We start from the raw sequence: 25,956 nt of genomic DNA, 5'->3' as shown, positions 1-25,956 counted from the left end.
TCCTCTCGTTTGCGGCTCAGATGCCGTGGCCGGTCGGGACCTTGACGACTTCGATCGTCTCGGCGCGCGAACGGTTGATCTGGGCGGAAATGACCTGGCGGCGGACGCCGACGCGCGAACGGTGCGTCAGCACGATCGCGCCGATCATGGCGACCAGCAGGATCAGGCCGGAGCCCTCGAACGCGTAGATGTAGCGGGTATAGAGGATCGCCCCCAGCGCCTGGGTATTGGTCGCACCGGCCGGCGCGGCGCCAGCCTGGGCAATATGGGCCGTGACCTGCGGTGCCAGGGCGGTGCCGCTGAAGATGAGTTCGGCCAGCAGCACGATCCCGACCGCGAGGCCCAGCGCCAGGTGCTGCTTGATGCCGTGCCGCAGGGCCGCGAAATTGATGTCGAGCATCATGACGACGAACAGGAACAGCACCGCCACCGCGCCGACATAGACGACGACCAGGATCATCGCCAGGAATTCCGCGCCCAGCAACACGAACAGCCCGGCCGCGTTGAAGAACGCCAGAATCAGGAACAGCACGGAATGCACGGGATTGCGCGCCGTGACGACCATCAGGCCCGAGAAGACGAGGATGATGGCGAAGAGATAGAAGGCCAGGGCCGAGAGGATCATGCCGGCTCTCCGAAAGTCAGACGAATATCCATGCTTCTTCCAGCCTCAGCGATACGGCGCGTCGGCGACGAGGTTCAAGGCGATCTGGTATTCCCAGCGGTCGCCGTTCGAGAGCAGCTTTTCCTTGTTGTAGAACAGCTCTTCCCGGGTCTCCGTGGCGAATTCGAAATTCGGACCTTCGACGATCGCATCGACCGGGCAGGCCTCCTGGCACAGGCCGCAGTAGATGCATTTCGTCATGTCGATATCGTAGCGCGTCGTGCGGCGGCTGCCGTCGTCACGCGGCTCGGCCTCGATCGTGATGGCGAGCGCCGGACACACCGCCTCGCACAGCTTGCAGGCGATGCAGCGCTCTTCGCCATTGGCATAGCGGCGCAGCACGTGCTCGCCACGGAAGCGCGGGCTGAGCGGCCCCTTTTCATAGGGGTAGTTCACGGTCACGGGCTTCTTGAACATGTAGCTGAGGGTCAGCAACATGCCGCCGATGAGTTCCTTCAGAAGGAAACTCCGAGCCCCGCGGTCGATGAACGCCATCACTTCAATCCTTTACCGAACACGACGAAGCCTTTCGGTCAGGCGACCTTGGGCAGCCAGCCTGCGTAGACCAGCACGAACGCCACCACCAGCAGATAGATCAGCGACAGCGGCAGGAAGATCTTCCAGCCGAGCCGCATCAGCTGGTCGTACCGGAAGCGCGGGAACGAGGCACGGACCCAGATGAAACAGAACAGCACGAAGATCGTCTTGAGCACGAACCAGATCGGACCCATCCAGGCATAGCTCAGGATCGCGATGTTGAGCGGCGGCAGCCAGCCGCCCAGGAACAGGATGCTGGTCATGGCGCTGACCAGGATCATGTTCATGTATTCGCCGAGATAGAACAGCGCGAAGGTCATCGAGGAATATTCGACGAAATAGCCGCCGACCAGTTCCGACTCGCCCTCGACCAGGTCGAACGGCGAGCGGTTGGTCTCGGCCAGGCCCGACACAAAGAACACGACCGCCATCGGCAGCAGCGGCAGCACGTACCAGCCGGGCAGCCACGAGACGCCGAACCAGCCATGGCTCTGCGCCAGCACGATCTGCGACAGGTTCAGCGAACCGGCACACAGCAGCACCGTGACCAGCACCAGGCCCATGGAAACTTCGTAGGACACCATCTGCGCCGCTGCGCGGAGCGAGCCCAGGAACGCGTATTTCGAGTTCGACGCCCAGCCGGCCATGATGATGCCGTAGACGCCCAGCGACGAGATCGCGAACAGGAACAGCACGCCGACATTGATGTTCGCCAGCACCAGGTACTGGTTGAACGGGATGACCGACCAGGCGACCAGTGCCAGGATGAAGGTCATCATCGGCGCCAGGATGAACACTGCGCGGTTCGCCCCGCTCGGGATGATGGTTTCCTTGCTGAGCAGCTTCAGCCCGTCCGCGATCGGCTGCAGCAGCCCGAACGGGCCGACCACGTTCGGGCCGATGCGCAGCTGGGCCGCCGCCAGCACCTTGCGCTCGAACAAGGTCAGGTACGCCATGCCGCCCATCAGGCAGGCCACCGTCAGGATGATGCCCCCCAGGATCCAGCCGAACGGGATGATGTAGTCCGTCAATAGGTTAGCCATGGGTGCCGGTCTTCTGGCTGACGGTTGCGCGAAGCGACTCGGTGCAGGCCGCCATGGTCGGCGACGACCGGCTGACCGCATCGGTCATGTAATAATTCTCGATCGGGTAGACGAACGGCCCTGCCCCGGTCGGTCCGGCGATACCGAACGCGCTCCATTCCGCCGGCACCAGTTCGTCGACATGGGCGAAGCGCGGATTGACCTCGATCAGGCGCTGGCGCAGCTGGGACAGGTTGTCGTAGGGCAACTTATGGCCGAGCGGCTCGGACAGCGCGCGCAGGATCTTCCAATCCTCGCGCGCCTCGCCTGGCGGGAAGGTCGCGAGGCGGCCGAGCTGGACCCGACCCTCGGTATTGACGTAGGTGCCGTTCTTCTCGGTATAGGCGGCACCCGGCAGCACGACATCGGCGCGCGCGGCACCGGCATCGCCGTGATGCCCCTGGTAGATCACGAAGGCCTTGCCCAGCTGGGTCGTATCGATCTCATCGGCACCCAGCAGGTAGACGACCTCGACCGCACCGGACCGCGCCCCCTCCAGGATGCCGGCCACGTCGCGGCCACCCTCGCCCGGCACGAAGCCCAGTTCCAGGCCGCCGACCCGCGCGGCCGCGGTATGCAGCACGTTGAAGCCGTTCCAACCCTCGCGCACCACGCCGGCCGCATCAGCCAGCCTGCGCGCGAGATCCAGGACGGCGGCGCCGTCCTCGCGGGCCAGCGCGCCCTGCCCGACCACGATCATCGGGTTCTTGGCGCCCTTCAGCACCTCGCCCCAGGTGTGGTTGCCGTCGGCCAGATCGGCCAGCACTTCCGGCCCCTCGCCCAGTTGGATCACCGGGTAGGTCAGGTCGACCGCCGGGCCGATCACCGCCGCCTTGAAGCCGCCCAGCAGGTAGCGCTTGCGGAAGCGCGCATTGATCAGCGGCGCCTCGATGCGCGGATTGGTACCGACGAACAGCACGACGTCGGCCTGGTCGATGCCGGCGATCGTCGTGTTGAACAGATAGCCCGCGCGCTCGGCCGGCAGCTTGGCGCCGTCCTGGCGGCAGTCGAGATTGGCGGAACCCAGGCCGGCCAGCAGATCCTTGAGCGCCAGCATCGCCTCGGCATCGACCAGATCGCCGGCGATGCCCGCGATCCTGGAGCCGTCGAGGCCGTCCACCCGTGCCGCGATCGCGCTGAACGCGTCCACCCAGCTCGCCGCGACCAGCCGGCCGTTCTGGCGGACATAGGGCTTGTCCAGGCGGCGCTTCATCAGGCCGTCGATGGCGAAGCGACCCTTGTCGCCCAGCCATTCCTCGTTCACGTCCTCGTGCAGGCGCGGCAGTACCCGCAGCACTTCCGGCCCGCGTGCGTCGATGCGGATATTGGCGCCGACCGCGTCCAGCACGTCGATCGACTCGGTCTTGGTCAACTCCCACGGCCGGGACACGAAGGCGTAAGGCTTCGAGGTCAGCGCGCCGACCGGGCACAGGTCGATCATGTTGCCCGACAGCTCCGACGTCAGCGCATGCTCGACATAGGTGCCGATCTCCATATTCTCGCCGCGGCCCGTGGCGCCCAGTTCGGACACGCCGGCCACGTCGGTCGCGAAGCGAACGCAGCGTGTGCAATGGATGCAGCGCGTCATCTGGGTCTTGATCAGCGGACCGAAATTCTTGTCCTTGACCGCGCGCTTGTTTTCCTGGAACCGGCCGCGATCGAAGCCGAATGCCATCGCCTCGTCCTGGAGGTCGCACTCGCCGCCCTGGTCGCAGATCGGGCAATCCAGCGGATGGTTGATCAGCAGGAATTCCATCACGCCCTTGCGGGCACGCTGGGCCTTGGCGGAATTGGTGTAGACCACCTGCCCGTCGGCAACCGGCATGGCGCAGGACGCGACCGGCTTCGGCGCCTTCTCCATCTCGACCAGGCACATGCGGCAATTGCCGGCAATGGCCAGGCGCTCATGGAAGCAGAAATGCGGCACCTCGACGCCTGCGCTCTGGCACGCCTGCAGCACGGTGGTTCCCGCGGGAACCTCGACCTCTTGGCCGTTGATCGTCAGCTTCGGCATGGATTGGGACCTCAGGCCGCGTGCGAACGGCCGATCGCCGTCGCTCGGTAGTTCTTGATACGCTCTTCGAGCACCGGGCGGAAATGCCTGATCAGGCCCTGGATCGGCCAGGCCGCGGCGTCGCCCAGCGCACAGATCGTATGGCCTTCGATCTCATAGGAGACGTCGAGCAGCATGTCGATCTCCTCGACCGAGGCATTGCCCTTCACCAGCCGCTCCATCACGCGCCACATCCAGCCGGTGCCCTCACGGCACGGCGTGCATTGCCCGCAGCTCTCATGCTTATAGAAATGGGCCAGGCGCGCGATCGCCGCGATGATGTCGGTCGACTTGTCCATGACGATGACGGCTGCCGTGCCAAGGCCGCTCTTGACCTCGCGCAGGCTGTCGAAATCCATCAGCACCGTGTCGCAGATCGACTTGGGCAGCACCGGCACCGACGAGCCGCCGGGGATGATGCCCAGCAGGTTGTCCCAGCCGCCGCGCACGCCGCCGCAATGCTTCTCGATGAGTTCCTTCAGGGGGATGCCCATCTCCTCTTCGACATTGCACGGCTTGTTCACGTGGCCCGAGATGCAGAACAGCTTGGTGCCGTTGTTCTTGGGCCGGCCGAGGCCCGCAAACCAGGCGCCGCCGCGGCGCAGGATGGTCGGCACGACCGCGATCGTCTCGACATTGTTGACCGTCGTCGGGCAGCCATAAAGCCCGCACTGCGCCGGGAACGGCGGCTTCAGGCGCGGCTGGCCCTTGCGGCCTTCCAGGCTCTCCAAAAGAGCCGTCTCTTCGCCACAGATATAGGCGCCGGCGCCGCGATGCAGGAAGATCTCGAAATCATAGCCCGAACCGCAGGCGTTCTTGCCGACCAGGCCCGCCGCATAGGCCTCGTCGATCGCGACCTGGAGGTTCGTGCCCTCGTTATAGAACTCGCCGCGGATATAGATGTAGCAGGCGCTCGCCCCCATCGCGACCGAGGCCAGCAGACAGCCCTCGACCAGCTTGTGCGGGTCATGCCGGATGATGTCGCGGTCCTTGCAGGTGCCGGGCTCCGACTCGTCGGCATTGACCACGAGGTAGCTGGGGCGGCCATCGGGCGAGGCCTTGGGCATGAACGACCATTTCATCCCGGTCGGGAAGCCCGCGCCGCCACGGCCGCGCAGGTTCGAGGATTTCATCTCCTCGACCAGCCAGTCGCGGCCCTTGAGGATCAGGTCCTTGGTGCCGCTCCAGTCGCCACGCTTCTGCGCGCCGGCCAGGTGCCAGTCGTGGATGCCGTAGAGGTTCGTGAAGATCCGATCTTCGTCACGCAGCATGGCCGTCTCCATCGAGCCCGAGGGTCAGCAGGGTGTCGGGGCCACCGACCGGCGCCGAGGTCTGGCGGCCGATCATCGAACCCTTGGGCGGAACCACGCCGCGCGCCAGGCTGTCGAGCAGATCCTCGGTCAGCCTGGCGTCGAGATCCTCGTAGAGATCGTCGTGAACCTGCAGCACCGGCGCATTGACGCAGGCGCCCAGGCATTCGACCTCGACCAGGGTGAACTTGCCGTCCGGCGTCGTGCCGCCAAGGTCGATGCCCAGCTTGCGCTTGCAGGCCTCGGTCACGGCGTCCGACCCGCGCAGCCAGCACGAAGTCGTGCGGCACACCTGCAGGAAATAGGTGCCGACCGGCTTCAGGTTGAACATGGTGTAGAAGGTCGCGACCTCGTACACGCGGATCGGTGCCATGCCGAGCAGGCCGGCGACATAATCCATCGCGACGCGCGGCACCCAGTTCTGGTGCTGTTTCTGCGCGATATAGAGCAGCGGCAGAACCGCGCTCGCCTCGCGGCCTTCGGGATATTTGGCGATGATCGCCTTGGCCCGTTCCAGATTCTCAGCCGTGAACTCGAAGCTCTTCGGCTGCTCGACGACCACGTCGTCGTGCTCTCCGCTCATCGATCGATCTCGCCAAACACGATGTCCATGGAACCGATGATCGCCACCACGTCGGCCAGCATGTGGCCCTTGCCCATGAAGTCGGCCGCCTGGAGAAAGGCGAACCCGGGCGCGCGGATCTTGCAGCGATACGGCTTGTTGCTGCCGTCGGACACGACATAGACGCCGAACTCGCCCTTGGGCGCCTCGACGGCCGTGTAGGTCTCGCCCGCCGGTACGTGATAACCCTCGGTATAGAGCTTGAAGTGATGGATGAGGGCTTCCATCGACTGCTTCATTTCAGCGCGCGGCGGCGGCGCCACCTTGCGGTCGTTGACCATGTGCGGGCCGCCCGGCATCTGCTCGATCGCCTGGCGCATGATCTTGACGGACTGACGCATCTCTTCCATGCGAACCAGGTAGCGCGACCAGCAGTCGCCGTTCTTGCCGATCGGAATGTCGAAATCCATGTCGGCATAGCAGTCGTAGGGCTGCGACTTGCGCAGGTCCCAGGCGACGCCGGAGCCGCGCAGCATCGGCCCGGACAGCCCCCAGTCGAACGCGTCCTCGGGGCTGATCACGCCGATGTCGACCGTGCGCTGCTTGAAGATCCGGTTTTCGGTCAGCAGGTTTTCCAGGTCGTCGATGCGTTTGGGGAACGCATCGCAGAAGCCCAGGATCTCGTCGGTCAGGCCGGACGGCAGGTCCTGATGGACACCGCCGGGGCGGAAGTAGTTGGCATGGAGCCGGGCGCCGCAGACCCGCTCGTAGAACTCCATCAGCCGCTCGCGATCCTCAAAGCCCCACAACAGCGGCGTGATGGCGCCGACGTCGATCGCGAAGGTCGTGACGTTGAGCAGATGGTTCGCGATGCGTGAGATCTCGGCATAGAGCACACGGATATATTGGGCACGCAGCGGCACGTCGATACCCATCAGCCGCTCGACCGCCAGCGCGAAGGCGTGCTCCTGCGACATGGGTGCCACATAGTCGAGCCGGTCGAAATACGGCAGCGCCTGCATGTAGGTCTTGTATTCGATCAGCTTCTCGGTGCCGCGATGCAGCAGGCCGATATGCGGATCGCACCGCTCGACGGTCTCGCCGTCCAGCTCCAGCACCAGGCGCAACACGCCGTGGGCGGCCGGATGCTGCGGCCCGAAATTCAGATTGTAGTTCTTGATGTCCATCGCGGCCGGCGCATTGGTCAGCGCGCCGGAGGCGGTGGCGGTGTCGAACGCCGTCGCGGTCTTGAGGATGGTCTCGCTCATCAGGTCTTGCTCCCCGCCGGGGCTTCGGGCGGCGTCTCCTTGAACTTCTCGTCGCCCGGCAGCAGGTGGTTCATGCCCTCCCACGGCGACAGGAAGTCGAAGCTGCGGAATTCCTGTTTCAGTTTCACCGGCTCATAGACGACGCGCTTCTGGTCGTCGTCATAGCGCACCTCGACGAAGCCGGTCAGCGGGAAATCCTTGCGCAGCGGGTGCCCTTCGAAGCCGTAGTCGGTCAGGATGCGACGCAGGTCCGGATTGTCGGCGAAGAAGATGCCGTACATGTCCCAGGCTTCGCGCTCGAACCAGCCGGCGGTGCTGAACACGCCGACCACGCTCGGCACCGGCGTCTCCTCGTCGGTCGCGACCTTTACGCGGATCCGGCGATTGTGCTTGAGGCTCAGCAGATTATAGACGACCTCGAACCGCTGCGGGCGTTCCGGATAATCGACGCCGCACAGGTCGACCAGGATCTTGAACAGGCAGCGCGGATCGTCGCGCAGGAACGTGAGCGCCGGCACGATCGCCGTGCGCGGCACCCAAAGGATGAGCTCGTCCCTGATCACTTCGACCTTGAGGCAATTCTGGTCGAGGGCGGTGGCGACGGTGGAGCCGAACTCCGTAAGCGCTTGGGTCATGATCCCTCTTGGGTCGCCTGCCGTAACGGGGCGGATCAGCGCGCGAAGACGCTGGAGCGCTTGATCTTCTTCTGCAGTTGCAGGATGCCGTAGACCAGCGCTTCCGCGGTCGGCGGGCAACCCGGCACATAGATGTCGACCGGAACGATCCGGTCGCATCCGCGCACGACCGAATAGGAATAGTGATAATAGCCGCCGCCGTTGGCGCAAGAGCCCATGGAGATGACCCAGCGCGGCTCTGCCATCTGGTCGTAGACCTTACGCAGGGCCGGCGCCATCTTGTTGGTGAGCGTGCCGGCGACGATCATCACGTCGGACTGGCGCGGGCTCGGCCGCGGCACCACGCCGAACCGGTCGAGGTCGTAGCGGCTGGCATAGCTGTGCATCATCTCGACGGCGCAGCAGGCGAGACCGAAGGTCATCGGCCACAACGAGCCGGTTCGGGCCCAATTGACCAGCGCATCGAGCGAGGCCACGACGAAGCCCTTGTCCGTCATCTCGTCGGTCACGGAGCGCAGGAGCGCGTCCTGGCTGGCGCCGGGCGGAATGGGGGCGAGGCCCGACGGTGTCGGCGGCTGGGACGATCCGATCACTCCCATTCGAGAGCTCCCTTCTTCCATTCATAGACGAAGCCGATGGTCAGGATGCCGAGGAACAGCACCATCGACCAGAACCCGAACATGCCGATATCCCCGAGCGTCACCGCCCAGGGGAACAGGAAGGCCACTTCGAGGTCGAAGATGATGAACAGGATCGCGACCAGATAGAAACGCACGTCGAACTTGGAACGCGCGTCCTCGAACGGCTCGAAGCCGCATTCGTACGGCGAGAGCTTCTCGCTGTCCGGATTCTGTTTTCCGGCGATGAAGGACAGGCCGACGGCGGCGCAGCCCATGAAGATGGCGATGCCGAGGAAAATCAGGATCGGCAGATATTCTCGCAGCAGGCTGAGCGAAGACATTGATCGGTCTCTCGGTCCTGTCGGGCTGGGGCGCCACGCGGATCAACCCCCGTGACCCGGGGAGTCGGACGCGCTCACCGGGACGCCTCGGGAGGCCAAGGTCCGGTTATCGCCAGAAAAATCAGGTATAAGGAGAACAAGCGGAAAAGGAAAGCGCGCGATGCCGAACGGGTATCGGCAAACCGCCGCGGGCGCGGTGGACGACGCCTTCGAAGCTCGGGGCGGAATGGCGGGAGTGGCGGGACTCGAACCCGTGACCTCCGGCGTGACAGGCCGGCGCTCTAACCAACTGAGCTACACCCCCGCGAACCGAGGGCCGCTAAGTACCCCTGCCCCCGACTTAGGTCAAGCATGTTACAGCGGTCTTTTCACACTCTGTCGCGCATTGCAGGGCTGCAGGTCTGCGGGATGTTTTGGGCTAGGCGACGGCACCCTCATCGATTCGGTGAGGCAGCGCCTTGCTTCGGCGGTGCAGTAGAGCGGGATGGCAGGCAAAACAGTCGCTTAGGGGCCGGTGTCGGAGAATTCTTTGGAACGAAACGGCTGCCGCGACCTCCTCCGCCCGCTCCTTTCCGCGGCGAACATTGTCGAGAAACGCAAGGAGCCGCGTCCCGAAACAGCGTCTGTTTCGAAGCGCGGCCTTGGCCGAATTCCGGAAGGGCCGGCCCGAAGGCCGCCAGCCTCAGCGGAGGAGCGAAAGGATCGCCTGGTTCTGTTTTGCGCTGACCGATAGGCTCGATGCGCCGATGCTCTGACGCAGACCGACGGAGGTGCTGACCGCATCCTTGTCGTTGAGCGTCGTGTTGCCCGCGAACCCCGCCGTCGCCACTTGGGCGGCCGGGCTGAGGTTGATCGAATCACCCGGCGCATTGGTCGCGGGTGCATCGGTCGTCGAGGCCGAATTGGGCTGCGTTGCGGCCCGGGCCGTCGTGTTGGTCGTGTCGGTGACCGTCGCCTGCCGTTGGGCAGGATTTACATTGATGTCGCTCATCATGCCGTCCGTTTTTGAATGGCGCAGCTTTAACTGCAAGATGGCGTAGCTTTAAGCTAGGCGTCACCCTACCACAGCAAACACGGCAGACGCCATCGGTGTTCCGACAGGCGGCCATGCAGACTTCGGTCGAGGTCGTGGCAGTCCAGGGGGTGGTGGGCGATGACGGATTCGAACCGCCGACCCTCTCGGTGTAAGCGAGACGCTCTACCGCTGAGCTAATCGCCCGACAGGGGCTGGCCCTGGTGGCCGACGAAGCGACCTACCCAACCTGCTCGTCGAATCCGAGCCCCGTCGAGCGGTATCGCTTCCTCAGACCGGTGAGGTCGCCGTCGCCGGCGGCCCCGAACGCGAACTATTAGTTCAGCGCATCCTTGAGCGTCTTGCCGGCCTTGAACTTGGCCTGCTTCGACGCAGCGATCTGAATCTTCTCGCCGGTACGCGGGTTGCGCCCTTCAGAAGCCTCACGCGCCGCGACGCTGAACGTGCCGAAGCCGACCAGGCGAACTTCATCACCCTTCTTCAGCGCGGCTTCAATGCTGTCGAAGACCGCATCCACGGCCTTCGCCGCTTCGGACTTCTTAAGCTCGGTAGCGGTAGCAACCGCGTCGACGAGTTCGTTCTTGTTCACGCGACCCCCTCCAACGACACAAAGTAGAACCAGGAAATTTACCCGTTCAATTGAACCGGGAGCTTAGATCGCGGCTCGTTTGGCAGTCAACCGCCGAAAGTCCAAAAAATCGAGCTATTCTGCGAAAAAACAGTGGCTTTTGACGAAACCGGGCCCGGATGTCGCCATCCGGGCCCGGGTTGGTCAATCCGATAGGTGGATTAGTGGGTCACGACCCCTGGTCGGTCTTCCGTCTCGGTCTTGGAAGCGACCGATTCGGCTACGGGCGCATCGGTCTCGTCCCACTCGATCGGCACCAGCGGCCTCGTCAGGGCCTTGGCCAGGACCTCGTCGACATGGGCGACCGGGATGATCGTCATGCCGCGCTTCACGTTGTCCGGGATCTCGGCCAGGTCCTTCTCGTTGTCCTTCGGGATGAACACCGTCTTGATGCCGCCGCGCAGGGCCGCCAACAGCTTCTCCTTCAGGCCGCCGATCGGGAACACCCGGCCCCTGAGCGTGATCTCACCGGTCATGGCGATGTCGCGGCGCACCGGGATGCCGGTCATGACCGAGACGATCGTCGTAACCATGGCGACGCCGGCCGACGGGCCGTCCTTGGGCGTCGCCCCCTCGGGCACATGGACGTGGATGTCCTTCTTGTCAAACACCGACCGTTTGATGCCATAAGCAGGGCCACGCGACTTCACATAGGATTCAGCGGCTTGCACCGATTCCTTCATAACGTCTCCGAGCTTGCCGGTCGCCGTGATCTTGCCCTTGCCGGGCAATAGCACCGACTCGATCGACAGCAGCTCGCCGCCGACTTCCGTCCAGGCCAGGCCAGTGACGACACCGACCAGATCCTCCGCCTCGATCTCGCCGTAGCGGAACTTCTTCACGCCCGCATACTTCTCGAGATTGCGCCGGGTCACCGCAACCTTCACCGTCTTGTTCATCAAGATTTCCTTGATGGCCTTGCGGGTCAGGTTGGCGAACTCGCGCTCGAGCGACCGGACGCCGGCCTCCCTCGTGTAGTAGCGGATCAGGTCGCGGATCGCGTCGTCCGAAATCGACCATTCGGTCTTCTTCAGGCCATGGGCCTCGACCTGCTTGGCCAGCAGATGCCGCTTGGCGATCTCCAGCTTCTCGTCCTCGGTGTAGCCGGGGATACGGATGATCTCCATGCGGTCCAGCAGGGGCTGCGGCATGCGCAGGCTGTTGGCGGTCGTCACGAACATCACGTCCGACAGGTCGTAGTCGACCTCGAGATAGTGATCGTTGAACGTCGAGTTCTGCTCCGGATCCAGCACTTCGAGCAGGGCCGAGGACGGATCGCCCCGCCAGTCCGCGCCCAGCTTGTCGATCTCGTCCAGCAGGAACAGCGGGTTCGACGACTTCGCCTTCTTCATGCCCTGGATGACCTTGCCCGGCATCGAGCCGATGTAGGTCCGGCGATGGCCGCGCACCTCGGCCTCGTCCCGCACGCCACCCAGCGACATGCGCACGAAGTTGCGCCCGGTCGCCTTGGCGATCGACTTGCCGAGCGAGGTCTTGCCGACACCCGGCGGGCCGACCAGGCACAGGATCGGTCCCTTGACCTTCTTCATGCGCTGCTGGACCGCGAGATATTCGAGGATACGTTCCTTGACCTTGTCGAGGCCGTAATGATCCTGGTGCAGCACCGTCTCGGCGACCTTGATGTCGCGCTTGACCTTGGTGCGCTGCTCCCACGGAATGCTCAGCAGCCAGTCGAGGTAGTTGCGAACCACCGTCGCCTCGGCCGACATCGGGCTCATGCTGCGCAGCTTCTTCAGCTCGGCAAAGGCCTTGTCGCGGGCTTCCTTGGTCAGCTTGGTCTTGTTGACGCGCTCTTCGAGCTCGGCCAGCTCGTCCTTGCCATCCTCGCCCTCGCCCAGCTCCTTCTGGATCGCCTTCATCTGTTCGTTCAGATAATACTCGCGCTGGGTCTTCTCCATCTGCCGCTTGACGCGGTTGCGGATGCGCTTTTCCACCTGCAGCACGCCGATCTCGCCCTCCATGAAGGCGAAGACCTTTTCCAGGCGCTCACTGACCGTCTCGGCCTCCAGAAGCTCCTGCTTCTCGGGGATCTTGAGCGCCAGATGCGAGGCGATCGTGTCCGCGAGCTTGGCCGGATCGTCGATCTGGTTGATCGAGACCAGCACCTCGGGCGGGATCTTCTTGTTGAGCTTGATGTATTGCTCGAACTGGGCGACGGCGGTACGCGCCAGGGCCTCGAGCTCGCTGCCCTCGCCGCTCTTCTCCTCGACCAGCTCGGCATAGGCCTGGAAGAAATCGGGGTTGTCGCTGAAGCGCACGATGCGGGCGCGCTGGCCGCCCTCGACCAGTACCTTGACGGTGCCGTCGGGCAATTTCAGCAGCTGCAGAACCGTGCCGACCGTACCGACGGTGAAGATGTCCGACGCAGACGGATCGTCCTGCGCGGCATTCTTCTGCGTCACGAGCAGGATCTGCTTATCCTCCTTCATGACGTCTTCGAGAGCACGTACCGACTTTTCCCGGCCCACGAACAGCGGGACGATCATGTGGGGAAACACCACGATGTCGCGCAGGGGAAGAACAGGATAAAGGGCACCGCGCGGAATTTCGAACATGATGCCTCGTCTTGGCTGGGGCCGCTTCCCGACACGCGGCGAAACGGCCGTTAAGGCGTAGCTGCCCGTGAACTAACGTGGCCTCTGTCGTGGGCCATTCAAGGCCGGGGGAGGATCGTGCCATCCTCCCCCTTGCATGTCAGGGCCGGCGCGGCCGCCCCTTGAAATGCGACCTCACGCAGGCGTTCCGCCGGCGGCGGCACCGGTGGCGCCGCGCGTTTCGGAATGGATGTAGAGCGGCTGGGCCCGCCCATCGACCACTTCGCGATTGACGACGATCTCATCGACCGATTCGAGGCCCGGCAGATCGTACATCGAGTCGAGCAGGATGCTTTCCATGATGGAGCGCAGCCCACGCGCGCCGGTCTTGCGCTGGATCGCCTTCTTCGCGATGCCCTTCAGCGCATCTTCGTTGAAGGTCAGGCGGACGTCCTCCATCTCGAACAGCCGCTGATACTGCTTCACCAGCGCGTTCTTCGGCTTGGTCAGGATGTCGATTAGCGCCTTCTCGTCCAGGTCTTCGAGCGTGGCGACGACCGGCAGGCGGCCGACGAACTCGGGGATCAGACCGAACTTCAGCAGATCCTCGGGCTCCACGTCGCGCAGGATCTCGCCGGTGGTGCGCTCGTCCGGACCCTTGACGTCGGCGCCGAAGCCGATCGAGGTGCCCTGTCGGCGCTGGGCGATGATCTTCTCCAGGCCCGCGAAGGCGCCGCCGCAGATGAACAGGATGTTGGTGGTGTCGACCTGCAGGAATTCCTGCTGCGGATGCTTGCGCCCGCCCTGGGGCGGCACGGAGGCGACGGTGCCTTCCATGATCTTCAGCAGGGCCTGTTGCACGCCCTCGCCGGAGACGTCGCGCGTGATCGACGGGTTGTCGGACTTGCGGCTGATCTTGTCGACCTCGTCGATGTAGACGATGCCGCGCTGCGCGCGCTCGACATTGTAGTCGGCCGCCTGCAGCAGCTTCAGGATGATGTTCTCGACATCCTCGCCGACATAGCCGGCCTCGGTCAGCGTCGTCGCATCGGCCATGGTGAACGGCACGTCGATGATGCGGGCCAGGGTCTGGGCCAGCAGCGTCTTGCCGCAACCGGTCGGGCCGACCAGCATGATGTTGGACTTGGCGAGCTCGACGTCGTTGTTCTTGGCGCCGTGGGCCAGCCGCTTGTAGTGGTTGTGCACCGCCACCGACAGCACGCGCTTGGCATGGAACTGGCCGATCACGTAGTCGTCGAGCACGGCACAGATGTCTCTGGGGCCCGGCACGCCGTCGCGCGACTTCACCAGCGTGGTCTTGTGTTCCTCGCGGATGATGTCCATGCACAGCTCGACGCATTCATCGCAGATGAACACGGTCGGGCCGGCAATCAGCTTGCGGACCTCGTGCTGGCTCTTGCCGCAGAACGAGCAATAGAGCGTGTTTTTCGAATCGCCGCCGCTGGATTTCGTCGTGGGCACTATAGACACTCCGTCGACCACCGGGGACTTCTACCCCGATCTTCGGTCATGTTATCCACCAGCGCTTCACCAGCACAAGCGCAAGCTGGCGTCGCCCCACAGGGGCTTTTAGGCGCATGACGGGACGAACCGTCTCTGGATCGTCCCGCCGATCCAATCGAACCGTAACGCACCGGACATCAACGCCCCCTTAACGAGGGCGCAGGCCCGATGCCTAGCGGCTTCTGCCGTCTTCGTCCTTGGGCAACGGTGGCCGTGCGGCCATGACGTCATCCACCAGGCCGAAAACCTTGGCCTCTTCCGGTGACAAGAATTTGTCACGCTCCATCGCCTCTTCAATGACGTCGAGCGATTGGCCCGTATGCGTCACGTAGATACCGTTCAGGCGATGGCGCAGCGACAGGATCTCGCGGGCCTGGATTTCGATGTCCGAGGCCTGGCCCTGGGCGCCGCCCGAGGGCTGATGGACCATGATGCGCGAATTCGGCAGGGCGAATCGCTTGCCCTTGGCGCCGGCGGCGAGCAGCAGCGACCCCATGGAGGCCGCCTGGCCGATGCAGATCGTCGCGATGTCGGGGCGCACGTACTGCATCGTGTCGTAGATCGCGAGGCCGGCCGTGACCAGCCCGCCCGGCGAGTTGATGTAGATCGAGATGTCTTTCGACGGATTCTCGGATTCGAGGAACAGCATCTGCGCGCAGATCAGGCTGGCGACCGCATCATTGACCGGCCCGACCAGGAAAATGATCCGCTCCTTCAACAGGCGCGAATAGATGTCGTACGCACGCTCGCCGCGGTTGGTCTGCTCGACCACCATCGGAACGAGGGTATTCATATATACGTCCAAAGCGTCGGCCATGATCACACTGGTTCCTTCAAACTGCTCGGCCCTTCGGGCACGAGCATGCCCCGGCGGGGTCCCGGTCCGCAATCTGTCTCGCGAACCGGGACCGGAGGGCTTCGATCAGGCCTCGAACCGATCAGGCGCTCGCCCGATCAGGCTTCGGCAGCTTCTTCTTCATCATCGAGGCCGGCGAGTGCCACCAATTCCTTGGGCGGCACCGCCTTGTCGGTGACCTGGGCGAGATCGACGATGAAATCGACGACCTTGTCCTCATAGATCGGCGCGCGCAGCTGACCCGCGGCGTCGGGATTGTTGCGGTAGAAGTCCATCACGGCCTTCTCCTGCCCCGGATAATTGCGCGCCTGGGCCATCACGGCCCGGTTCACCTCGTCCTGGGTTACCTGAATGTTGTTCGTCCGACCGACTTCGGCAAGGACCAGGCCCAGACGGACGCGCCGTTCGGCGATCTTCCGGTACTCCTCCTTGGTCTCCTCGTCCGGCTTCGCCTCTTCTTCCTTGTAGGCGCCGGATGCCTTGGCGCGCTCGCGCTCGGCTTCGTACTGCTTCCAGATGGCGTCGAATTCCAGATCGACCATGCCGGTCGGCACGGCGAAATCATGCTTCTCCGACAGGATGTCGAGCAGGTCGCGCTTCAGCTTCTGGCGGGCGACGCCAGCGTATTCGCGCTCCATCTGCTCGCGGACGGCACCGCGCAGCGCCTCGAGGTTCTCCAGGCCCAGCGTCTCGGCCAGCTTCTCGTCGACGACGGACGGCAGCTTGCGCTTCAGCCCCTTGAGGTCGACCTCGAACACCGCATCCTTGCCGGCCAGCGTGTCGACGCCATAGTCGGCCGGGAACGGCACCTTGACGGCGACATGGTCGCCGACCTTCGCACCGACCAATTGCTCCTCGAAGCCCGGAATGAACCGGCCGGAGCCCAGCTCGAGGGAGAAGTCGGTGCCGGCGCCGCCGTCGAACTTCTCGCCGTCGATCGAGCCCGCGAAATCGATCACGACCGTGTCGCCCGTAGCGGCGGCGCTGCCGTCGGTCACGTCTTCGGTCTCGCGATAGCGGTCGGCCAGGTTCTTCAGCGCCTCGTCGAGCTCCGTATCCGGAATCTCGGGCTTCAGCCGCTCGAGCGACACGCCGGAGAAATCGATCGTCTCGATCTCGGGCAGGACCTCCAGCTTCATGTCGTAAACCAGGTCGGCGCCCTTCTCGAACGAGGTGATCTCGATCTTGGGCTGCAGGGCCGGGCGCAGGTTGCGCTCGGACAGCGCCTGGGACGAGGTCTCGTTCACCGTCTGCTCCAGCACTTCGCCCAGCAGGCTGTCGCCGTAGCGCTGCTTGACGACCGCCGTCGGCACCTTGCCCGGCCGGAAGCCCGGCAGGCGGACGGTCTTGGCGACCTCGGCGAGCCGCGCGTTGACGCGCTGCTCGATGTCCTGGGAGGCGACGACGACCTTGAACTCGCGCTTCAGGCCTTCGGTGCTGGTCTCGGTGATCTGCATGAAAAACAAGCCTATGGGTCAGAAGGACGCGCGCTCGAACACGCGCGGCCCCGATGGCAAGGGTTAAACAGGTCTTCGATACTGGTGCGGGCGAAGGGACTTGAACCCCCACGACTTGCGTCGCTGGAACCTAAATCCAGTGCGTCTACCAATTCCGCCACGCCCGCGCCGGCCCGAAGTCGGCCGGTTGACATAGCACAGCCTTTTTTGCACTCCCACGATAAATACGCAGGAGGCAGCCGCGATTTCGCCGGATCAGGCGAGACACGCGCGCGCCACGGCGTCCAGAATCGCGTTCTCGTCGAGCCCGTAGGTCCGATAAAGGTCCGGCAGATCACCGGATTGGCCGAAATGATCGACGCCCAGCGGCTCGACCCGGCGGCCCGCCGCGGCACCCAGCCAGGAAAGTGCGGCCGGATGCGCGTCGATGATCGTGACCAGGCCGGCGTCACGGGCGAGCGGTGCCAGCAGCCGCTCGATCCGGCTCGGACCCTGGCCACCCTGGCGATGCTTCAGCCAGTCCGCATGGAGCCGGTCCGGCGAGGTGACAGCCAACAGGCCGGCGCCGGGGATGTCCTCCAGGATGGCGGCATGCGCCCGCTTCGCTTCCTCGGCCACGGCGCCGCAATAGACGATCGCCAGCTCGACGCCCTCGGCCGGCTCGACCAGCCAATAGGCGCCCGACACGATGCCGTCGCGCAAGGTCGCGGTCATCGGCCGGTCCGGCTGCTCGATCGAACGGGTCGACAGGCGCAGATAGATCGACCCGCCCTCGCCCGCCGGCGCCTGCATGTGCGCGAAGCCCCAGGCCATCAGCACGCCCAGTTCGTCGACATAGGCCGGCTCGTAGGACGCGAGCCCATCCTGTCCCATGCCGATCAGGGGCGTGTTGGTCGACTGATGCGCCCCGCCCTCCGGCGCCAGCGTCAGGCCGGACGGAGTCGCCACGACCATGAAGCGGGAATCCTGGTAGCAGCCGTAGTTGAGCGCATCCAGGCCCCGGTTGATGAACGGATCGTAGAGCGTGCCGATGGGCAGCAGCCGCGCGCCGAACAGCGGCGCGGTCAGACCGAGCGCCGCCAGCATCAGGAACAGATTATGCTCCGCGATGCCCAGCTCCAGATGCTGGCCGGTCGGCGCCATGGCCCAGCGCTGGGCCGAGACGACCTTTTCGTCGCGGAACGTGTCGGCGACCTCCTCGCGGTGGAAGATGCCGCGCCGGTTGACCCAGCCGCCGAGATTGGTCGATACGGTCACGTCGGGCGAGGTCGTGACGATCCGGCTGGCGAGATCGCTGTCGCCGGCGGCGAGGTCGTTCAGGATCTTGCCGAAGCCTTCCTGGGTTGACGCCTTGCCGCCGCCGACCTGTGGCACCGGCAGGTCGATGACCGGCACCGGCGCCGCTACATGCTGGCGCACGCCGTCGGCCGCGAACGGCACCTGGGCCAGGAATTCTTCCAGCTCGTCGGCCGGCAGCTTGGCGCCGGCGAACCGGTCCCATTCGGTGCCGTCGGCAATGCCCAGCTTGGCCTTGAACCCGGCCATCTGGTCCTTGTTCATCAGGCCGGCATGATTGTCCTTATGGCCGGCAAACGGCAGGCCGTAGCCCTTGATCGTGTAGGCGATGAAGCAGGTCGGCAGGTCGTCCTCGATGCCGTGGAACGCCTCCAGCACCGCTTCCATGTCGTGGCCGGCCAGGTTCGTCATCAGGCCATGGAGCTGGTCGTCGTCATGCTCGTCCAGGATCCGGCGGATGCCCGGATAGCGGTTCAGGTCACGCGACAGGTGCTCACGCCAGTCGGCTCCGCCCTTGTAAACCAGGGCCGAGTAACGCGAGTTCGGGCATTCGTCGATCCATTGGCGCAGATGTTCGCCATCGGGCCGGGCGAAGGCGGCCTCGAGCCGCTTGCCGTATTTCAGGGTGACGACGCGCCAACCCATCATCTCGAACAGGCTGTCGATACGGTTGAACAGCCGGTCGTTGACGATCGAATCCAGGCTCTGGCGGTTATAGTCGATGACCCACCAGAGGTTCCGCACGTCGTGCTTCCAGCCCTCGAGCAGGGCTTCGAACACGTTGCCCTCATCCAGCTCCGCGTCGCCGACCAGCGCCACCATGCGGCCGGCCGGGCGCTTGTCCGGCGACAGCTGCTTCAGCTTGACGAAATCCTGGGCGATCGAGGCGAACAGGGTGATCGCGACGCCAAGGCCGACCGAGCCGGTCGAGAAATCGACGTCGTCGGTATCCTTGGTGCGCGACGGGTAGGATTGCGCACCGCCGAGCGCGCGGAAGCGTTCCAGCTTGTCGCGCGTCTGGTGGCCCAGCAGGTATTGCAGCGCGTGGAATACCGGCGAGGCATGGGGCTTGACCGCGACCCGGTCTTCCGGACGCAGCACATCCAGATAGAGCGCCGTCATCAGGGTGACGAGCGACGCGGACGAGGCCTGGTGACCGCCGACCTTCAGCCCATCGCGGCTCGGCCGGATATGGTTCGCGTTGTGGATCGTCCAGGCCGACAGCCACAGCACCTTTTCCGCGAGCGCTTCGAGGCGGCGGAGCCGGACGGGCTCGATGACGCGCGGTGCGGGCGGCGGAACGATCGATAGGCTGGCCACGGCGGTGGTCTCTCCCGGAAAGCAGGCTGGCGGCGGCGGGCCTTCGTCGGCCCATCTTGCCTGCCTTTCTCCCTCAACCCGTGCCGGAGAGCAAGCCGGGCGGCGTCAGAGCCGCTCAGCGCATGTTTCTGGCGAACACCGTCAGAAGCGTGCGAACCTCGGCGCTGGTCGAGGGATCGCTCGGCGCCGCCAGCGACCGGCGCAGCACCGCGATACTCTCGACGCCCTCGGTCGCGCCCAAAGTTTCCGGCCTGGCGAGCGCCATCGACCAATCGCCGAACTGCCGATGCTCGGTCTCGCCTTCGTAGAGCTTGAAGACCAGCCGGTGCCGGGGATCGCCCTCGATGCGGTGGAACAACGCATCGACTGCCGGCTTGTCGCCCTCGAGCACCTGCAGAATGTCGCCATCCGCATACAGCAGCATGCCGGTGACATCGACCCGCGCATTGTTCTGCCTGCTGATTTCGAGCAGGTCCCGAAGCTCCGCCGCTTCGAAGCGCCGAGTGGCCGAACTCACGTATACCAGGGAAATCATGGGCTGGTCTTCCGATCGAGCCGTTGCAGGACCGCCGGCACGAGGTCGGGCAGGTCCGAGGAGATAAGCCCGGCCCCGAACGATGCCGCGGCGGCGCCGTGGAGCCACACGGCCGCTGCCGCCGCTTCGAAGGCCGGCATGCCTTGGGTCAGAAGGCCCAGGACCAGTCCCGCAAGCACGTCGCCGGTTCCTCCGGTTGCGAGCGTGGGCGGTGCGTTCGCATTGACGATAGCACGGCCATCGGGTGCGGCGATCACCGTATCCGAGCCCTTGAGCACCAGGACCGCGCCGCTCTCGGCCGCAGCCGCCCGCGCCCGGGCCAGCTTGTCGCCCGAGACCTTGAACAATCGGCCGAATTCGCCGGCATGGGGCGTCAGCACCGTGGGTGCCCGGATCGCGGCGAACAGATCGGCCGGCCGGTCCGCGAAACTGGTCAGCGCATCGGCATCGAGCACGGTGGCGCGCCCGGCCGCCAGCAATTGCCGAACGGCGGCGCGCGTCGTGCTGCCGACGCCTGCGCCGGGGCCGATCAGCAGGCCGGTATAGCGCCGGTCGGACAGCAGCGTATCAAGGGTGCCCGGATCGTCGAGCGCACGGACGATCTGGCTTTCGAGCGCCGCCGCATAGGTCGCGAGTCCGGCAGAGGGTACCGCGACCGTGACCAGACCGGCCCCGGCCCGTGCGGCGGCGCGGGCGGCAAGGCGCCCTGCCCCGCTCATTGGCCAGCCGCCCAGCACCAGGGCATGGCCGCGCGTATATTTATGCGATGCGCCGCCGAGAACGGGCAGCACGCCCAGCCAGGATGCCGGATCGTTCTTCCAGGTCCTGATCCCGAGCGTATCGAGAGCGTGCGGATCGAGCCCGATGTCGGCCAGCAGGGTCTCGCCGCACAGGGTGCGTCCCGGCTGCAGCAGATGGCCCGGCTTCAGCCAGCCGAAAGTGACGGTCAAGTCCGCGGCGACGGCACCCGGTGCCTCGCCGGTCGCCCCGAACAGGCCGCTCGGCACGTCGACCGCGACGATCGGCAGCGTGCGTCGACGTGCCTCCGCCAGCAGATCCTTGGCCGGACCGTCGAGCGGACGGCTTAAGCCCGCGCCGAACAGCGCGTCGAGCACGAGGTCGGCACCGTCGAGGACGCTTGCGCCGAACGGCTCGACCGAGCCTGTCCAGCGCGCCGCATGATCTGCGGCATCGCCACGAAGCGCCGCCCGCTCGCCGAGCAGGGCCAGCCGTACCGGCCACCCATCGGCCGCGAGCAGGCGGGCGGCGACGAAGCCGTCGCCGCCATTGTTGCCCGGCCCGCAGAGCACCGCGATCGGCCGTGGGGTCCAGCGCCGGCGGATTTCAACGGCCACGGCGGCGCCGGCCCGCTCCATCAGGACGGAACCCGCGATGCCGCCGGCGATGGTGCGCCGATCGACCTCGCCCATCTGCGCCGGCGTCAGAAGGGCCGTCGGAAGTGCCATCAGCGCGGCAGCGTGCGGATCTGGGCCAGCGCCGCATCGCGCAGCAGGGCGACGTCGGCACCGGAGCAGATGAACCGGTGGCCGCGGCGATGCAGTTCGGCCGGATCGGCACCAGGATAGGGCAGACAGCCCAGCACCTTGCCGGCCGATTTTACGGCCGACTCGATCGCCGCCACGGTCTGGGTGAAATCCGGATGCTCGAACTGGCCCAGCACGCCCAGATCGCCCGAGAGATCGTTCGGCCCGATGAACACGACGTCGACGCCGTCGACCGCAGCGATCTCGGCGGCCCGCGAGGCGCCGGCCAGGGTTTCGATCTGCACCGCGATCAGCAGCTCGTCGGCGGCCCGCGCGACATAGTCGGCCGCCGCCAGTCCGAAATTGGCGGCACGCAGGATCGGTGCCGCGAAGCCGCGCTTGCCGGCGTTGGGATAGCGGCAGGCGGACACCGCCGCGGCCGCCTCCTCGGCGCTCGATACGTTGGGCACCATGATGGCCTCGACGCCGATGTCGAGCGCGCGCTTGAACTGCACCGGATCGTTCGACGATACGCGCAGCATGGCCATGGCGGGGGTCGCCTGGATCGCCTGGACCTGGGACAGGTGGGTCATGACGTCGCCCGGCCCATGCTCGCCGTCGATCAGCACGAAATCATAGCCGACGAGGCCCAGCAGTTCGGCGACCAGCGGGCTCGCGAAGCCATGGAACAGGCCATAGACCGCGTTGCCGGCCCTAAGCCGCGCCTTCACGCCATTGGGTCGCCACATGATTTTCCCCCTTCATCCGATGATTTGTTTCCGAAACCGACTGTAGCCCCGCTTGGATCGGATGCCGAGCCACGACCGTTTGTGGCGTCGATCGACGTTTGCTGGCAGGATCATGCTGCGGTTGCGAACACGAGTCGGAAGATGCGCGGTGCCGCCGCCTCTCGTGAACCGGTCGAGAGCGCACCTTGTTCCCTGCCCATCGATCGGATGAAGAGATTGAACCGACCGCTTTCCCTGCTGCTCGACGTGATCCGCTTCGGGGCGGCATTGCTGGTGTTCTTCCACCATGCCGCCATCGGCAAATTCGGCTCCGGCCTGCCCTACCGCTTCGTCCTGACGGAACGGGAGCCGGTCATCCTGTTCTTCGTGCTGTCCGGTTTCGTCATCGCCTATAGCGCCGAGACCAAGGACCGCACCCCCGGCGCCTACGCGCTCAACCGCCTGGCGCGGCTCTATTCGGTCGTTCTGCCGGCCCTGCTGCTGACGGCATTGCTCGAATCGGTCGGACGCTGGCTGTCGCCGGCGCTCTATGCCGATCATTGGACCGATCCCGCGACCTTGGCCAACATCGCCCGGCCGCTGGGCGTGCAACTGTTGGCGACCGGATTGTTCGTGAACGAGATCTGGTGGTGGGACGCATGGCCCGGCGTGAACAGCCCATTCTGGTCGCTGGGCTATGAGGCGATCTACTACCTGCTCTATGCGCTGGTGATCTGGGGCGGCCGCTATCGCTGGGCCTGGGCGGCGCTTGCCGCGCTCATCGCCGGGCCGAAGATCATGCTGCTGTTTCCGCTCTGGATGCTGGGCGTCGTCACCTATCGCGCCGTCAAGGCCGACCGGGTTCCCAGGGGCCAGGGCTACCTGCTGGTCGCAGCCTCGCTGCTGGCCTATGTCCTGTTCATCGCGCTCGGCATCAAGACGAGGCTCGATCATCTGGTCGAGACGATGGTCGGCCCCGACACGGCGCTGCTGATGAGCAATTCCCAGGAGTTCCTCAGCAACTACGCCACCGGCATCCTGTTTTCGGTGCTGCTGATCGGATTGGCCGCCATAGCCCAGGATTTCGCCGTGGCGCTGCAGCGGGTGCAGAAGCCGATCCGCACGCTGGCCGGCCTCACCTTCACGCTCTACCTGCTGCACTATCCGCTGGTCTATGTCCTGCGCGCGGCCGTGCTGGCGACGGGGCTCGAGCGTTTCAGCCCGCTCATCGTCACCGGCGGGACCCTGGCGCTGGTGGCCCTGATCGCCCCGGTGACGGAGTCGCAGAAGGGCTCGCTCCGACGCCTGATGGCCAGGGTAATGCCCCAGGCGGGGCGGCCTGCGCTGTAGGATCGGAATTTTTGGGCAGTTTGGGGCGAGTGACCGGATTTGAACCGGCGACATCCAGAATCACGATCTGCAAATCTCGTAAAAGGGGCAAAATCCCGGGCACCCAAGTGCAGCATGATCGAGCAACTATCCGGGAAAACCCCGGAATTGGTCACTTCCCGCAGAGCCGGCGTACGGTCATCCATATGGTCAACCCGATCCTCAAAAAGATCGCGACCATGGCGCACGACGATAAAGCGCGGAAGGTGGGGCTGGGGCTCCGCTTACAATGAAAGCTCAGAGCCTTTCAAAGGTCGTGACCATGCCGACCGTGGCTTTACAGAGAACCGAGGATCCGACTTTCGGGCTCACCTCTGTGTTTGCGCACTGAAGGATGACCCCGCCCGGAATCCGTTCAAGCTCCGGGGCGCCACCATTCCGCGGTTTTTCGCTGGGCCTTTTGGGGAGACCGCTGATGCGGGACCAAACATCAAACAGGACGGGTGGGGCGGGAAGGTCTTCTGTGAGTAGACACGTCAAATGCTCAGGCTTACGCGCCTTGAGCTTATTTCTAGTCCTCCTTTTATCCTCCGCTCTCGCTCCCCGCTCTGCGCAGGCCCAGACCGTCATCGTCGGGGTCAACGTCGTCGGCGTCGATCTCGCGAGCAAGCAGACCAAGGACGATCTGCTCGCGCAACTACAACGCTACGGCGTCAACACCGTCCGCACCTCCCTCGGCGGGCACGGCGAAGGGTATACGGATTTCATCATTGAGGCCCATCAGCGCGGCATCGGCGCAGTCATCTTCATCGGGCCGGAAGCGGGCAGCACGAATAATGCGCATGCGCTTCCGCCCGATAAGGCGGCGGGAAGGCCCTGGGGCATCGGCGCCCTGTCGGATGCCGATCCGGAAGGATTCAAAAAATGGTTCAGCGGCGAACTGGCGAAGCTGGAAGCGGCGGGCGTTCGAGCCACGGCCTTTGAACTCGGCAACGAGCTGAATACGCCAAGATTCAATGCCGATTTCGGCCCCGACAAAATACCGGGGCGCGTATTGGGTCTGAAAGATCTAGACAATCTCAATGACAGCGAGGCCCGCGCTGTCGCCGACGGTTACCGGCAATACATCAAGATCGTGGCAGCGCTCAAGGACGTGCGCGATCATTCGAAGCTCAACCGCACGACGCCTATTCTCTCGGGCATGTCGGCCATCATGGCAAAAGGCCGCGAAGTGGCGCCAATTCCGGACTCACAGCAGTTTCTGCGCCAGAACGGTTTGGACAAGTTGGTGGATGGTTACGCCGTTCATGTCTATCCCGACGGCAATCCACGCCTGACGGTAGCAACTCGCGCGCAGCAGCTCGAACAATACGGCATATTGTCCGAATGCAGAACGGACACCAAACCCTGCTGGCTAACCGAATGGGGATTTCCCAACGGCAGCACCGGCTGCCCGCTCGACGACACCGGGCGCGCTCAGGACGTTCAGGCCGAACGAGAGGCCTTCGAACAATATATTGCGCAAGGGCGGTTGAAGGCGATCGTCTATTACTCCTGGAGCGGCGTCGTGCCCTTCAACTGGGAGCCCGCAGACAAAATAGACAATGATCCCTACAGTATTTTCCGCTGCGGCATCCTCAGCAACTCCGGAAGAGCGGCGCTGGCCCCGCTGTTACCGGCTACGCTCAAACAGTAAAGGGGCGGGTGCATTGTCGCAGCATGACACCGTTCGTCAGTTTTCCATAAAGACCGCGCCTGCTCAACACCCGTGAAATCCAAAACCGTCCCTTATTTACGATCCTATTAGAATGGAGCCAGTGCCAAGCGTCCGGTCTCCGTCAGATGATTGCAGCGATAGACAGAGAATCCTTCACGGCTGTCGAGCCATGCATAGTAGAAGACACCGACGACCCGCCTTTGCACGATATAATACCAAATCCCGTTGATCAGAACCTGTGAGCCCAATCCCTCATCCCGATGGACATTATGGTCCAGGGTTGGCCTTCGAGTCTGTTCCAGGCATGGCAACAGTGATCGAGGATGTTGGCGTAGGACTGGAACACGCGGTTCGAGAGCCAGTTCTGGCGCATGAACTGCCAGACATTCTCGATTGGATTGAGTTCCGGGCACTTGGGCGGC

The 25,956-nt window shown here is 64.7% G+C and carries 23 protein-coding genes and 3 tRNA genes; 2 read left to right on the top strand and 24 right to left on the bottom strand.

The features are described 5' to 3' along the window. Positions 1 to 16: 16 nt before the first annotated feature. The 23 genes from VGV37_RS28365 to VGV37_RS28255 all read right to left on the bottom strand — a co-directional run bounded on the left by VGV37_RS28365 (position 17) and on the right by VGV37_RS28255 (position 22,509). The gene (locus VGV37_RS28365; RefSeq protein WP_326883201.1) at positions 17 to 625 is read right to left on the bottom strand and encodes an NADH-quinone oxidoreductase subunit J; all 609 of its coding nucleotides are present in this window, start codon (positions 623 to 625) and stop codon (positions 17 to 19) included. 45 nt (positions 626 to 670) lie between these two features. Beyond that, on the bottom strand, positions 671 to 1,159 hold the full coding sequence (gene nuoI, locus VGV37_RS28360) for an NADH-quinone oxidoreductase subunit NuoI (RefSeq protein WP_326883198.1): 489 nt from the start codon (positions 1,157 to 1,159) through the stop codon (positions 671 to 673). Positions 1,160 to 1,197: 38 nt separating this feature from the next. Continuing rightward, positions 1,198 to 2,244, bottom strand: a complete 1,047-nt coding sequence (nuoH, locus tag VGV37_RS28355; protein WP_326883196.1) for an NADH-quinone oxidoreductase subunit NuoH — start codon at positions 2,242 to 2,244, stop codon at positions 1,198 to 1,200. Continuing rightward, entirely contained in the window at positions 2,237 to 4,297 is a 2,061-nt protein-coding gene (gene nuoG, locus VGV37_RS28350) for an NADH-quinone oxidoreductase subunit NuoG (protein ID WP_326883195.1), read from the bottom strand. Before nuoG ends, nuoH begins: the two co-directional genes overlap by 8 nt. Positions 4,298 to 4,308: 11 nt before the next feature. Continuing rightward, a complete protein-coding gene (nuoF, locus tag VGV37_RS28345; RefSeq protein ID WP_326883194.1) occupies positions 4,309 to 5,607 on the bottom strand; it encodes an NADH-quinone oxidoreductase subunit NuoF in 1,299 nt (432 codons plus the stop codon). Beyond that, positions 5,597 to 6,229, bottom strand: coding sequence for an NADH-quinone oxidoreductase subunit NuoE (gene nuoE / locus VGV37_RS28340; protein ID WP_326883192.1), 633 nt, complete (start codon positions 6,227 to 6,229; stop codon positions 5,597 to 5,599). The genes nuoF and nuoE overlap by 11 nt, the downstream gene beginning before the upstream one ends. Continuing rightward, positions 6,226 to 7,395, bottom strand: a complete 1,170-nt coding sequence (locus VGV37_RS28335; RefSeq protein WP_326883302.1) for an NADH-quinone oxidoreductase subunit D — start codon at positions 7,393 to 7,395, stop codon at positions 6,226 to 6,228. Before VGV37_RS28335 ends, nuoE begins: the two co-directional genes overlap by 4 nt. Positions 7,396 to 7,475: 80 nt before the next feature. Then, the gene (locus VGV37_RS28330) at positions 7,476 to 8,111 is read right to left on the bottom strand and encodes an NADH-quinone oxidoreductase subunit C (RefSeq protein ID WP_326883190.1); all 636 of its coding nucleotides are present in this window, start codon (positions 8,109 to 8,111) and stop codon (positions 7,476 to 7,478) included. 35 nt (positions 8,112 to 8,146) lie between these two features. After that, a complete protein-coding gene (locus VGV37_RS28325; RefSeq protein WP_326883189.1) occupies positions 8,147 to 8,710 on the bottom strand; it encodes an NADH-quinone oxidoreductase subunit B family protein in 564 nt (187 codons plus the stop codon). Continuing rightward, complete coding sequence (locus tag VGV37_RS28320; protein WP_326883187.1) at positions 8,701 to 9,072, bottom strand: NADH-quinone oxidoreductase subunit A; 372 nt, start codon at positions 9,070 to 9,072, stop codon at positions 8,701 to 8,703. The genes VGV37_RS28325 and VGV37_RS28320 overlap by 10 nt, the downstream gene beginning before the upstream one ends. A 227-nt stretch (positions 9,073 to 9,299) precedes the next feature. Continuing rightward, positions 9,300 to 9,376 (bottom strand) — tRNA-Asp (locus tag VGV37_RS28315). A gap of 378 nt (positions 9,377 to 9,754) precedes the next feature. After that, the gene (locus VGV37_RS28310; protein ID WP_326883184.1) at positions 9,755 to 10,063 is read right to left on the bottom strand and encodes a hypothetical protein; all 309 of its coding nucleotides are present in this window, start codon (positions 10,061 to 10,063) and stop codon (positions 9,755 to 9,757) included. A gap of 153 nt (positions 10,064 to 10,216) precedes the next feature. Beyond that, a tRNA-Val gene (locus tag VGV37_RS28305) sits at positions 10,217 to 10,291 on the bottom strand. Positions 10,292 to 10,421: 130 nt separating this feature from the next. Continuing rightward, the gene (locus VGV37_RS28300) at positions 10,422 to 10,727 is read right to left on the bottom strand and encodes an HU family DNA-binding protein (RefSeq protein ID WP_326883301.1); all 306 of its coding nucleotides are present in this window, start codon (positions 10,725 to 10,727) and stop codon (positions 10,422 to 10,424) included. A 167-nt stretch (positions 10,728 to 10,894) separates the two neighbouring features. Beyond that, complete coding sequence (lon, locus tag VGV37_RS28295) at positions 10,895 to 13,309, bottom strand: endopeptidase La (RefSeq protein WP_326883182.1); 2,415 nt, start codon at positions 13,307 to 13,309, stop codon at positions 10,895 to 10,897. A gap of 174 nt (positions 13,310 to 13,483) precedes the next feature. Then, positions 13,484 to 14,770, bottom strand: a complete 1,287-nt coding sequence (gene clpX / locus VGV37_RS28290) for an ATP-dependent Clp protease ATP-binding subunit ClpX (protein WP_326883180.1) — start codon at positions 14,768 to 14,770, stop codon at positions 13,484 to 13,486. Positions 14,771 to 14,984: 214 nt separating this feature from the next. Further along, positions 14,985 to 15,605, bottom strand: coding sequence for an ATP-dependent Clp endopeptidase proteolytic subunit ClpP (gene clpP / locus VGV37_RS28285; RefSeq protein ID WP_414638125.1), 621 nt, complete (start codon positions 15,603 to 15,605; stop codon positions 14,985 to 14,987). A gap of 161 nt (positions 15,606 to 15,766) precedes the next feature. Next, on the bottom strand, positions 15,767 to 17,125 hold the full coding sequence (gene tig / locus VGV37_RS28280) for a trigger factor (protein WP_326883176.1): 1,359 nt from the start codon (positions 17,123 to 17,125) through the stop codon (positions 15,767 to 15,769). An 82-nt stretch (positions 17,126 to 17,207) separates the two neighbouring features. After that, positions 17,208 to 17,292: transfer RNA gene (locus VGV37_RS28275), tRNA-Leu, on the bottom strand. Between the two features lie 88 nt (positions 17,293 to 17,380). Then, complete coding sequence (locus VGV37_RS28270) at positions 17,381 to 19,741, bottom strand: 1-deoxy-D-xylulose-5-phosphate synthase N-terminal domain-containing protein (RefSeq protein WP_326883173.1); 2,361 nt, start codon at positions 19,739 to 19,741, stop codon at positions 17,381 to 17,383. Positions 19,742 to 19,856: 115 nt separating this feature from the next. Beyond that, a complete protein-coding gene (locus VGV37_RS28265) occupies positions 19,857 to 20,276 on the bottom strand; it encodes a BLUF domain-containing protein (RefSeq protein ID WP_326883171.1) in 420 nt (139 codons plus the stop codon). After that, entirely contained in the window at positions 20,273 to 21,742 is a 1,470-nt protein-coding gene (locus VGV37_RS28260; protein ID WP_326883169.1) for an NAD(P)H-hydrate dehydratase, read from the bottom strand. Before VGV37_RS28260 ends, VGV37_RS28265 begins: the two co-directional genes overlap by 4 nt. Next, on the bottom strand, positions 21,742 to 22,509 hold the full coding sequence (locus tag VGV37_RS28255) for an HpcH/HpaI aldolase family protein (protein ID WP_326883167.1): 768 nt from the start codon (positions 22,507 to 22,509) through the stop codon (positions 21,742 to 21,744). The genes VGV37_RS28260 and VGV37_RS28255 overlap by 1 nt, the downstream gene beginning before the upstream one ends. Positions 22,510 to 22,725: 216 nt before the next feature. On the opposite strand from VGV37_RS28255, the gene VGV37_RS28250 reads away from it, so the two are divergent. After that, positions 22,726 to 23,838: an acyltransferase gene (locus VGV37_RS28250; RefSeq protein ID WP_326883166.1), complete on the top strand. Its 1,113-nt coding sequence runs from the start codon at positions 22,726 to 22,728 to the stop codon at positions 23,836 to 23,838. 538 nt (positions 23,839 to 24,376) lie between these two features. Then, positions 24,377 to 25,513, top strand: a complete 1,137-nt coding sequence (locus VGV37_RS28245; protein WP_326883165.1) for a hypothetical protein — start codon at positions 24,377 to 24,379, stop codon at positions 25,511 to 25,513. Positions 25,514 to 25,763: 250 nt separating this feature from the next. Here VGV37_RS28245 and VGV37_RS28240 read toward each other — a convergent pair. Further along, on the bottom strand, positions 25,764 to 25,956 hold a 193-nt coding region (locus VGV37_RS28240), incomplete at its 5' end, for a transposase (protein ID WP_326883163.1).

The organism is Aliidongia sp. (genome assembly GCF_035943795.1).
Taxonomy (GTDB): Bacteria; Pseudomonadota; Alphaproteobacteria; order ATCC43930; family CGMCC-115725; genus Aliidongia.
The sequence above is the reverse complement of the archived record's forward strand: the minus strand, read 5'-3'. Positions and strand labels throughout refer to the sequence as shown.

What these genes read in the sequence shown, in the direction of transcription:
- VGV37_RS28325 (WP_326883189.1), bottom strand. Translation starts at nt 8,710, where the DNA reads ATGGGAGTGATCGGATCGTCCCAGCCGCCGACACCGTCGGGCCTCGCC.
- VGV37_RS28335 (WP_326883302.1), bottom strand. Translation starts at nt 7,395, where the DNA reads ATGGACATCAAGAACTACAATCTGAATTTCGGGCCGCAGCATCCGGCC.
- VGV37_RS28255 (WP_326883167.1), bottom strand. Translation starts at nt 22,509, where the DNA reads ATGTGGCGACCCAATGGCGTGAAGGCGCGGCTTAGGGCCGGCAACGCG.
- nuoE (WP_326883192.1), bottom strand. Translation starts at nt 6,229, where the DNA reads ATGAGCGGAGAGCACGACGACGTGGTCGTCGAGCAGCCGAAGAGCTTC.
- nuoH (WP_326883196.1), bottom strand. Translation starts at nt 2,244, where the DNA reads ATGGCTAACCTATTGACGGACTACATCATCCCGTTCGGCTGGATCCTG.
- VGV37_RS28265 (WP_326883171.1), bottom strand. Translation starts at nt 20,276, where the DNA reads ATGATTTCCCTGGTATACGTGAGTTCGGCCACTCGGCGCTTCGAAGCG.
- VGV37_RS28310 (WP_326883184.1), bottom strand. Translation starts at nt 10,063, where the DNA reads ATGAGCGACATCAATGTAAATCCTGCCCAACGGCAGGCGACGGTCACC.
- tig (WP_326883176.1), bottom strand. Translation starts at nt 17,125, where the DNA reads ATGCAGATCACCGAGACCAGCACCGAAGGCCTGAAGCGCGAGTTCAAG.
- nuoI (WP_326883198.1), bottom strand. Translation starts at nt 1,159, where the DNA reads ATGGCGTTCATCGACCGCGGGGCTCGGAGTTTCCTTCTGAAGGAACTC.
- nuoG (WP_326883195.1), bottom strand. Translation starts at nt 4,297, where the DNA reads ATGCCGAAGCTGACGATCAACGGCCAAGAGGTCGAGGTTCCCGCGGGA.
- lon (WP_326883182.1), bottom strand. Translation starts at nt 13,309, where the DNA reads ATGTTCGAAATTCCGCGCGGTGCCCTTTATCCTGTTCTTCCCCTGCGC.
- VGV37_RS28365 (WP_326883201.1), bottom strand. Translation starts at nt 625, where the DNA reads ATGATCCTCTCGGCCCTGGCCTTCTATCTCTTCGCCATCATCCTCGTC.
- VGV37_RS28320 (WP_326883187.1), bottom strand. Translation starts at nt 9,072, where the DNA reads ATGTCTTCGCTCAGCCTGCTGCGAGAATATCTGCCGATCCTGATTTTC.
- clpP (WP_414638125.1), bottom strand. Translation starts at nt 15,605, where the DNA reads ATGAATACCCTCGTTCCGATGGTGGTCGAGCAGACCAACCGCGGCGAG.
- VGV37_RS28260 (WP_326883169.1), bottom strand. Translation starts at nt 21,742, where the DNA reads ATGGCACTTCCGACGGCCCTTCTGACGCCGGCGCAGATGGGCGAGGTC.
- nuoF (WP_326883194.1), bottom strand. Translation starts at nt 5,607, where the DNA reads ATGCTGCGTGACGAAGATCGGATCTTCACGAACCTCTACGGCATCCAC.
- VGV37_RS28330 (WP_326883190.1), bottom strand. Translation starts at nt 8,111, where the DNA reads ATGACCCAAGCGCTTACGGAGTTCGGCTCCACCGTCGCCACCGCCCTC.